Origin of the sequence: Parabacteroides sp. AM58-2XD (genome assembly GCF_003463685.1) — a bacterium.
Taxonomy (GTDB): domain Bacteria; phylum Bacteroidota; class Bacteroidia; order Bacteroidales; family Tannerellaceae; genus Parabacteroides; species Parabacteroides segnis.
In genome coordinates this window covers 55,180-64,945 of record NZ_QSDP01000023.1, presented here as the reverse complement: position 1 = coordinate 64,945, position 9,766 = coordinate 55,180, and the positions used below count along the sequence as shown (strand labels likewise).

The following is a 9,766-nucleotide window of genomic DNA, read 5'->3' as shown; positions in this document are numbered from 1 at the left end:
GAGGGAAAGCCCGCCCCCTGCAAGGGCAAGTGCTTTTCGTGGCTGCTCAAAATATTTTGAGCGGCTGAAAAGACATCTTGCTATGTTCAGGTGAACATAAAAATCCGTCGGGGACGGATTGGGGATGATTCCTTTCAAACTCCGGGCTGCGCTACCTGCGGCGTACCCTGCCGTTCGGGTGCAAAGTTACGCCCTTAAGGCGATGTCCGACAGAGGCTTGACCCGGACAATCAGTGCCAACCGGCGCAACGTGCTGCCACTTGCCGGAGAAGTGATACAAGTTCCAAAATATCCTTGTTTATTTGCAGTGTGATTCGGATGTGGGACTGAAAATACACTCCTTCCGCCGGATGTTCGGACAGCAATCCGGGCATCAATCCAAACGGTTGAAAACAGGTGTATGTATTCAGATAGTTTTCCAAGCACACGTCCGTGCGGACGGATAAAAGCATGGACGGTTGGACAAACCGATGAATACCCGCAGGCACAGCCGGATTAAGGAGTGAATAAATAAATGAATGGGAGTGCGTGCGTACGTACTAATGACAATACGCTACCGCCACCGGACAGATGTATAACCAAATAAATTATCAAAAAAATGAAAGAAGCAACTTATGTGGCAATCTCCACGCAGAAAGGTGGAGCGGGTAAGACAACCCTGACAGTGCTTGTAGCAAGCTATCTGCACTATGTGAAAGGCTACAACGTAGCCGTGGTGGACTGCGATTTCCCGCAGTACAGTATCCATGACATGCGCAAGCGTGACATGAAAGCCGTCATGGAGGACGGGCATTACAAGGTGCTGGCGTATGAGCAGCTCAAACGACTGAAGAAGAACCCGTACACCATCAGATGCAGCCGTGCGGAAGATGCGGTAAAGACCGCCGAAAATCTGGTGGCAGCGCAGCCCGACCTCGATTTCGTGTTCTTCGACCTGCCGGGAACAATCAACAATGCCGATGTGGTGCAGACCATTTCCCAAATGGACTATATCTTCACGCCCATCATCGCCGACCGTGTGGTGATGGAGAGTTCCATCAAGTTCGCCACTGTCATCAACGAACAGATGATAAGCACGGGCAAGTCCGGCATCAAAGGGATTTACCTCGTGTGGAACATGGTGGACGGACGCGAAAAGACTGAACTTTACAAGGCATACGACAAGGTCTGTGCCGAGTTCGCCCTGCCCATTCTGGAAACACATCTACCGGACAGTAAGCGCTTCCGCAAGGAGACGGCGGCAGAACGCAAGGCGGTATTCCGCTCCACGGCGTTTCCGGCGGACAAAATACTGGTACGCGGCAGCAACCTCGACAAACTCGTCGATGAGATTCTCGGCATCATCAAAAACTGAACGGCATGGCAAAGAAAACAAGAATCGAGGACATCGACAGCGAAGCCGTAATCAACTCATTTCGACTGGACGATACAAGCATTCCGCCGGAAGCGAGAAGCACGGACGGGAACGCTCCTGTCCCACCTCCGAAAGAAGCGATACAAGAAGCCGTTTCTCCACCCGCCTCGCACTCCAAAGAGGAGCCGGAACGCAGGCGCAGGAACAGCAAGCCGGAAAAATTGGATTATGACACAGTATTCATATGCGGTTCCAATATCACGGCAAGGCTCGGCAAGCAGGTCTATATCCGCAAGGAGTACCACGACCGCATACAGAAGATGCTTCATGTAATCGGAGGCAACGAAGTGACTATCGCGGCATTTCTTGACAACGTGCTGACACACCATTTCACGCTGTTCCAAGACGAGATAGCCGAATCGTTCAAACGGCACATGGAATCCTATAATTTATAAACACTCAAAAACAACAAAGAAGTATGAAAAGAACAAATAAGAACCGTCAGGCTGAGTATCTGCAAACAGGAAAGAGTGAAAGAACCGCTGTCCGTGCAGCAAAGTGTGTAACCGACTACGGGCATGAAAATACCGACGTTGACTTCCGCAAGGATAAAGGCAGAGACAAACCGCTCTCGACTTTCCTGCAAGCATCGGAAATCAAAACGCGGCAATGTATATACATCAGCCGAGAAATTCATGAGAAAGTCGCTATCGTTACCAGTCGGATGGGAAACGGTTTGAGCATCGGCAAGTTTGTGGATAACATCCTCCGCGACCATTTCCGACAATACGGGCAGCAGTACATGGAACAGATTGAAAACGCCCAAAAAGTAAGATTATGACAAAGGCGTTTTTAATCGTATCGGTTGCTTGCAACGTGTGGTTTCTGTTTCTGCTGTTCTATGACCGCATCATGGACATGAAGCTCATCCGTTTCTTCAGACATATTGCCGGGCTGTGGCGGTCATTGGACAGTACGGTGGCAGAGCAAGGAAAGGATAAGGAAATACCTCACGCAGACACCTCGGACATCATTGGCAAGAGCCGTTTCAAGATGGCATCGACCCGGACAACCGCTGCCATACCGACGCAAGAAGCCGCCACTTCGGAAAAAGGCATTGAGCTGTCGGAGGAAGAGGCTACTTTTGACGACGGAAACACGGAAACCGTCTCACGCCCGACACAAGTACCGGAGGACAAACTCGATGAAACCTTCACGAGCATCCCGCCCTCGGAACTGGAGTACGGAGAAGATGAACCGGAGGATGAAGAACCAGACAAAAAGCAGGCTTCGGGAAGTAGCTTCGAGGATATTGACATGGCAGTACACACCATACGGAAGGAATCACCATCCGATGAGGAAATGCGACACGCCGGAAAGGTCATGACGGAACTGGACGGGACAGAGCTTTTCACAAGAATAACGGAACGCCTGACCGATGAAGCAATGAGCGAGAGGATTGCAAAGGCGATGGCAGTTTTCGTGGACACGGTGAACATGACCGTGACACAACAAAAGGAAAAGGTGTTCGTGATTCCCGACAACATCGAGGAGTTCGACTTCCGAAACTATGTATAACAACTAAAAAAGAATGGAAATGAAAACGTAAAATGACGACACCCACGCGCACGGCGGTACAAGGTACAGCCAACCCGCAACGGACAGCCCCAAGTCCGTAGAAACAAACGGGCAACCACTAAAACCAAAGTAAAGTAATCAAGTATCAACCGCCCGAAAAAGGACTATCCACCCTTTGGACGGCACAAAAAAGAACAGTTTATGAACAAGAACATCAGACAAAAGTTAATCATCGCTGCGGCACTTATGATTGCCGCAACCGCCTCCGCTTTCGCACAGGGAAACGGTCTGGCTGGCATCAACGAAGCCACCTCTATGGTGAGTTCGTATTTCGACCCCGGCACGAAATTAATCTACGCCATCGGCGCGGTAGTCGGGCTTATCGGTGGCGTGAAAGTGTACGGAAAATTCTCGTCCGGAGACCCGGACACCTCGAAGACCGCCGCCTCGTGGTTCGGGGCTTGTATCTTCTTGATTGTCGCCGCCACTATCCTGCGCTCATTCTTCCTTTAATAAACAATGTATGGCTGAATACCCGATAAACAAGGGTATCGGCCGTCCGGTCGAGTTCAAGGGTTTGAAGGCTCAGTACCTCTTCATCTTCTGCGGAGGTCTGCTGGCTCTCTTCGTCCTGTTCGTCATCCTCTATATGGTCGGCATCGACCAGTGGATATGTATCGGCTTCGGCGCGGCATCGTCTTCCGTCCTCGTATGGCAGACCTTCGCGCTGAACGCCCGGTACGGCGAACACGGGCTGATGAAATTGGGAGCGGCAAGGAGCCATCCCCGATACCTTATCAACCGACGGCGGATCACCCGATTACTCAAACGGCAACGAAAGGAAGAAACGACATGAGAAATACATCCAAAATGACAACACTGGAAAACAAGTTCCCCCTGCTGGCGGTGGAGCATGGCTGCATCATCTCCAAAGACGCCGACATCACGGTGGCTTTTGAGGTGGAACTGCCGGAGCTTTACACCGTGACGGGCGCAGAGTACGAGGCGATACACGGCTGCTGGTGCAAGGCTATCAAGGTGCTGCCGTACTTCTGCGTCGTGCATAAGCAGGATTGGTTCATCAAGGAGAAATATATGCCGGAGTTACAGAAGGACGACATGAGTTTCTTGAGCCGTTCCTTTGAACGCCACTTCAACGAGCGTCCGTACCTGAAACACTCCTGCTATCTCTACTTGACCAAGACGACGAAAGAACGTAACCGTATGCAGAGCAACTTCAGTACGCTGTGCCGGGGACATATCATCCCGAAGGAGCTGGACAAGGAAACCGCCGGGAAGTTCATGGAGGCCGCCGAACAGTTCGAGCGCATCATGAACGACAGCGGCTTTGTGAGGCTGCGCCGCCTCTCCACCGACGAGATTGTCGGGACGGAGAAGTCCGCCGGGCTGATAGAGCGTTACTTCTCGCTCATGCCCGAAGGCGACACGACCTTGCAGGACATCGACCTCTCGGCAAAAGAAATGCGTATCGGTGACAACCGCCTGTGCCTGCACACCCTCTCCGACGCGGAGGATATGCCAGGAAAGGTGGCTACCGACATCCGCTACGAGAAACTCTCCACCGACCGCTCGGACTGTCGCCTCTCCTTCGCCTCCCCCGTGGGGCTGCTGCTTTCCTGCAACCACATCTATAACCAGTATGTGCGACAAGAGGTCGTGTAAGTAATTGTTTAACAATTAAATGAAGTAACAAATATCATTCAGATCAGATTAAACCTATTGTTCCGTCAATAGTAGCCTACGGTCACGTGCGTCGCTCAAAAGGCGGGGTGCGAAGCTGGCCGGACAAAGTAGCCCTTCCGCAAGGAGAAGCCCGAACCGCGAGGGAACGGCAACTGCTCTTAGCACAAAAGAGTCGGGGAGCGAGGCTGGGCGGTATGGTTAGCACAAGCGAACTGTTATAAGCGTCGTAATGTACGAACAAGCCAAAGTTGCTGAGAGGCTTGAACCAAAAGGTAACGCAGTCGGATAACCCTTTGTATTGTGGGGTTACACGGACAAAGCACTGCCGGCGCAACGGACAGAACCTAACCCGCTCATTTGTTACTTACGCGAAACTTGGTAAACCCGTATCTCTCCTGCCTTCGGGCAGGTAAGCCGACCGCAAGGAAAGCCGAATGAGGTGCGGGTATGGGAACGCAGAAAAAGCGAATGCCGTCCTGTAACGGGGCGGATAGGAGTTTCAACGTCACTCCGCCGCGAAAGCGGGCAGACTTCTGCGAGGTGACTCTTTACAAGAAACTATGTAGAACTTTCTAAAAGAAGGAATGCAAATGAACGAGATTAATTTATCGTGTGCGCCTGCTGACCGTAGGCAGTGGAACAACTGGACCGACATTGATTGGGCCGGATGCGAAGCTGCGGTTCAGAAGCTGCAAGGACGTATTGTAAAGGCTCAGAAAGAGGGTCGTCCGGGCAAGGTAAAAGCCCTGCAATGGACATTGACCCACTCGTTTTACGCCAAAGCGTTGGCGGTCAAACGAGTTACCTCTAACAAAGGTAAGAACACGGCGGGAGTGGATAAAGTTCTCTGGACTACTCCCAACGCAAAAATGGGTGCTGTCGCCGATCTGAAAAGACGTGGCTACAACCCGCAACCGTTACGAAGGGTACATATCAAGAAGAGTAACGGCAAACTCCGTCCGTTAGGAATACCCACAATGAAAGACAGGGCCATGCAGGCATTATACCTCATGGCTCTGAACCCGGTAGCAGAAACTACCGCCGACAGACACTCTTACGGCTTCCGTAGGGAAAGGTGTACGGTCGATGCGATAGTACAATGCCATACGATACTTTCAAAAGAGGTATCTCCGCAATGGATACTCGAGGGAGACATCAAAGGTTGTTTCGACCACATCAGCCACCAGTGGCTACTCGACAATATCCCTACGGATAAGGTCATGCTCTGTAAATGGCTGGAAAGTGGATTCGTATTCAACCGGCAACTGTTTCCCACCGAGGAAGGTGCGCCGCAGGGCGGTATCATATCGCCGACACTCGCGAATATGCACTCGACGGCCTGCAAGCAATGCTTGCAGAGAATTTCAAACTGAGACGTACCAAAATGGGATATTTCAATCCTATGGTGAATCTGGTACGATATGCAGACGATTTTATAATTACCTGTTCCGACAGGGAAACACTGGAAACACTTGTCAGACCTGCAGTCAGTGAGTTTCTTCAAGCACGGGGGCTTACCCTATCAGAAGAAAAGACGAAGATTACTCATATCGACGAAGGATTTGATTTTCTGGGTTTCAATGTTAGGAAATATAAAGGTACGCTGCTTATCAAGCCGTCAAAGAAGAACGTCAAGGAGTTCCTTGCCAAAATTAAAAGTATTGTTCGTAAGAACCAAGCTATTAGGCAGGACAAACTTATCGGACTTCTAAACCCCGTCATAACCGGTTGGGGCAACTATTACAAGGGTTGCGTAGCCGCCAAAACCTTCAAGAACGCAGACGCACAAATCTTCTACAAACTGTGGGCGTGGGCATTACGCCGCCACCGCCACAAGGGTAAGAAGTGGGTTTACAACAGGTATTTTCTGTCGAAGAAAGGCCGGGCGTGGACATTCGGTACGATGCTGAAGAACAACGGGAAACCATTTCCGTACACACTGAAGTATCTATCCGATATTGATACGAAGACCAAGCCTATCAAAATCCGCAGCAAAGCCAACCCATTCGACCCGGAATGGCGACCATACTTTGAGATGCGTAACAGGATGAAAATGTTAAGCTCTCTCAAAGGCAAACAGGGCTTTCTCAGAATGTGGGAGAAACAAAATCAGCGTTGTCCGTTGTGCGGCGAGATAATCGACGCGGATAAAATCTGGACTATTGCGGAGTTATCCGACAAGTCCGGCAAATCCAAAATCATCGCCCATGACAGATGCAGTCGTACACTTACCCGTAAAATTAGAGCTTATGAGCCGGTTTCATAATAGAAACTTTGAGTTGCTTGAGCCGTATGATGCGAAAGTATCACGTACGGTTCTTAGAGGGGAAGGGAGCAGTAATGCTCCCGACCTACTCGACGTGATTATCGACAACAGCGAGGAAAATTTGCAGAAGTTCGAGAAGTCCGCAAGGAATATGCAGTCGCTATCCCGATACAGCCGGAGCAACAGCATCAACCGCGAGTGGATAGACCAGTACCTGAACGAAGCCCATTCCTACGGGCTGACCTCGGTACGGGCGCACTTCAACGTCATGGCGTGGAGCGATGACGCGGAGGAACTGAAGCATATCAAGAACGATGTGGGCAGCCAGCTGGCAAGCATGGAGTGCGTGCCGCACCACAATACCATCGACTGCCCGACGCTCTACTGGGCGGCGATGCCCGGCAACGCGGCGGACTTCCCGGCGGAAGAGAGTTTCCATACATTCATCGAGCAGGCGGTGTGCCTCTTCACGGAGGAAACCAACTACCGCAGTTCGCTCTCGCCCTTCGGCATCAAGATGGTGGACAGGCTTACGGGAAAACCGTTGCACCTCGACATCAGCGACCTGCCGATGAAGCGGGGTATCACGACCAACCGCAACAAGTTCGTGTTGGGTCCTTCGGGCAGCGGCAAATCCTTTTTTATGAACCACCTCGTGAGGCAATACTACGAGCAGGGTACGCACGTGGTGCTGGTGGACACGGGAAACTCCTATCAGGGCTTGTGCGAGATGATCCGGTGCAAGACAAACGGGGCGGACGGCGTGTACTTCACCTACACGGAGGAGAAACCGATTTCGTTCAACCCGTTCTACACCGATGATTACGTGTTCGACGTGGAGAAAAAGGACAGCATCAAGACATTGCTGCTGACGCTCTGGAAGTCGGAGGACGACAAAGTGACGAAGACGGAGAGCGGCGAACTGGGCAGTGCGGTGAACGCCTATATCGAGCGTATCAGGGCTGACCGGAGCATCGTCCCCTCGTTCAACACCTTCTACGAGTATATGCGCGACGACTACCGCCGCGAACTGGCGGAACGTGAGATAAAGGTGGAGAAGTCCGACTTCAACATCGACAATATGCTCACCACCATGCGGCAGTATTACCGGGACGGACGCTACGACTTCCTGCTCAACTCCACGGAGAACATCGACCTGCTCGGCAAGCGGTTCATCGTCTTCGAGATTGACAGTATTAAGGAAAATCGCGAGCTTTTCCCGGTCGTGACCATCATCATCATGGAAGCCTTCATCAACAAGATGCGCCGTCTGAAAGGCGTGCGCAAACAGCTGATAGTGGAAGAGGCTTGGAAGGCTCTCTCTTCGGCGAACATGGCTGAGTACCTGCGCTATATGTACAAGACCGTGCGCAAGTATTACGGGGAGGCAATCGTGGTGACGCAGGAGGTGGATGACATCATTTCCTCGCCCGTGGTCAAGGAGAGCATCATCAATAACTCCGACTGCAAGATACTTCTCGACCAGCGGAAGTACATGAACAAGTTTGATGCCATACAGTCCCTGTTGGGGCTGACGGAGAAGGAGAAGTCGCAGATACTCTCCATCAACATGGCAAACAACCCGTCAAGGCTCTACAAGGAAGTGTGGATAGGACTGGGCGGCACGCAGTCGGCGGTCTATGCCACCGAAGTTAGTGCTGAAGAGTATCTGGCGTACACCACCGAAGAAACGGAAAAAGTAGAGGTGTACCGTCTGGCGGAGCAGTTGGGCGGCGACATCGAAGCCGCCATCCGGCAGCTTGCCGAAAGGCGGAGAAAGGAATAAATAGAAACAGATTCATCAACTAAAAAAGAAAATGCGTATGAGTATATCAAGAACGAAAATGCTGCAAGTCAGCAAGTGTTTAATCGGGCTGGCAGTCATGATGCTGCAATCCTGCGAAACCGTGGACAACCGCCGCGACCTGCTTTGCGGGAACTGGGAGAGCGTTGAGGGAAAGCCCGACGTGCTTATCTACAAGGAGGGCGAAGCCTATAAGGTAACGGTATTCAAGCGGAGCGGTCTGCGCTGTAAGCTGAAACCAGAAACCTATCTCTTGCAGGAGGAGAACGGCAACCTGTTCATAAACACCGGATTCCGTATCGACGTGTCCTACAACGAGGCGACGGACATCCTGACCTTCTCGCCGAACGGGGACTATGTGCGCGTGAATCTGAAACCGGACCATCCGATAAGCGAACAATAACGATAACCACTAAAATCCAAAGTAACATGAGAACAAGAATAACACTTATTATCTGCCTGTGCCTGTTTGCAGTCGGCAGAGCAAGCGCACAGTGGGCGGTGATAGACCCGTCCAACATCGCGCAGAGCATCGTGAACACCTCCAAGAACGTGGTACACACTTCCACGACCGCCCAGAATATGATAAAAAATTTTCAAGAGACGGTGAAAATTTACGAGCAGGGCAAGAAGTATTACGACGCACTCAAATCCGTGAACAATCTGGTAAAGGACGCCCGGAAGGTGCAGCAGACCATCCTGATGGTGGGTGACATCACCGACACCTATGTGACCAGCTTCCAGAGGATGATGCGTGACGACAACTTCACGGTGGAGGAACTGGGAGCCATCGCCTTTGGCTACACCAAGTTATTGGAGGAATCCAACGATGTGCTGACGGAACTGAAGAATGTGGTGAATATCACCACGCTCTCCATGACGGACAAGGAGCGCATGGACGTGGTGGAACGCTGCTACTCCAAAATGAAGCGTTACCGCAACCTCGTGAGCTACTACACCAACAAGAACATTAGCGTGAGTTACCTGCGTGCGAAGAAGAAAAACGACCTTGACCGCATCATGGGGCTGTACGGGAACATGAACGAAAGATATTGGTAGC

10 protein-coding genes and 2 pseudogenes are annotated in these 9,766 nt (G+C 51.4%); 11 read left to right on the top strand and 1 reads right to left on the bottom strand.

The window, feature by feature from the left end:
* Positions 1-186: 186 nt before the first annotated feature.
* Positions 187-366 carry a hypothetical protein gene (locus tag DXA15_RS27905; protein WP_074668551.1) on the bottom strand — a complete coding sequence of 60 codons (180 nt, stop codon included), beginning with the start codon at positions 364-366 and terminating at the stop codon, positions 187-189.
* Positions 367-598: 232 nt separating this feature from the next.
* On the opposite strand from DXA15_RS27905, the gene DXA15_RS07825 reads away from it, so the two are divergent.
* The 11 genes and pseudogenes from DXA15_RS07825 (at position 599) to DXA15_RS07775 (ending at position 9,765) form a co-directional block, all read left to right on the top strand.
* Positions 599-1,354 (top strand): ParA family protein, encoded by a 756-nt coding sequence (locus DXA15_RS07825; RefSeq protein WP_005643916.1) that lies wholly within the window; start codon positions 599-601, stop codon positions 1,352-1,354.
* A 5-nt stretch (positions 1,355-1,359) separates the two neighbouring features.
* Positions 1,360-1,809 (top strand): DUF3408 domain-containing protein, encoded by a 450-nt coding sequence (locus DXA15_RS07820; RefSeq protein WP_004311202.1) that lies wholly within the window; start codon positions 1,360-1,362, stop codon positions 1,807-1,809.
* Positions 1,806-2,195 (top strand): DUF3408 domain-containing protein, encoded by a 390-nt coding sequence (locus tag DXA15_RS07815; RefSeq protein WP_299338276.1) that lies wholly within the window; start codon positions 1,806-1,808, stop codon positions 2,193-2,195. Before DXA15_RS07820 ends, DXA15_RS07815 begins: the two co-directional genes overlap by 4 nt.
* Entirely contained in the window at positions 2,192-2,932 is a 741-nt protein-coding gene (locus DXA15_RS07810) for a hypothetical protein (RefSeq protein WP_032595736.1), read from the top strand. Before DXA15_RS07815 ends, DXA15_RS07810 begins: the two co-directional genes overlap by 4 nt.
* 201 nt (positions 2,933-3,133) lie before the next feature.
* Complete coding sequence (locus tag DXA15_RS07805) at positions 3,134-3,445, top strand: DUF4134 domain-containing protein (protein WP_004311205.1); 312 nt, start codon at positions 3,134-3,136, stop codon at positions 3,443-3,445.
* Positions 3,446-3,455: 10 nt separating this feature from the next.
* Entirely contained in the window at positions 3,456-3,788 is a 333-nt protein-coding gene (locus DXA15_RS07800) for a DUF4133 domain-containing protein (RefSeq protein ID WP_004311206.1), read from the top strand.
* Positions 3,785-4,597: pseudogene (locus DXA15_RS07795) on the top strand (TraG family conjugative transposon ATPase); the annotation flags it as partial. The gene DXA15_RS07800 and the pseudogene DXA15_RS07795, both read left to right, overlap by 4 nt.
* Before the next feature lie 629 nt (positions 4,598-5,226).
* Positions 5,227-6,902: pseudogene (gene ltrA / locus DXA15_RS07790) on the top strand (group II intron reverse transcriptase/maturase).
* A complete protein-coding gene (locus DXA15_RS07785) occupies positions 6,886-8,688 on the top strand; it encodes a TraG family conjugative transposon ATPase (RefSeq protein ID WP_369683043.1) in 1,803 nt (600 codons plus the stop codon). The pseudogene ltrA and the gene DXA15_RS07785 overlap by 17 nt, the downstream one beginning before the upstream one ends.
* A 37-nt stretch (positions 8,689-8,725) precedes the next feature.
* Positions 8,726-9,109, top strand: a complete 384-nt coding sequence (locus DXA15_RS07780; RefSeq protein WP_128133666.1) for a DUF3876 domain-containing protein — start codon at positions 8,726-8,728, stop codon at positions 9,107-9,109.
* Between the two features lie 26 nt (positions 9,110-9,135).
* Complete coding sequence (locus tag DXA15_RS07775) at positions 9,136-9,765, top strand: DUF4141 domain-containing protein (protein ID WP_036867171.1); 630 nt, start codon at positions 9,136-9,138, stop codon at positions 9,763-9,765.
* The last annotated feature ends 1 nt before the right edge of the window (position 9,766 follow it).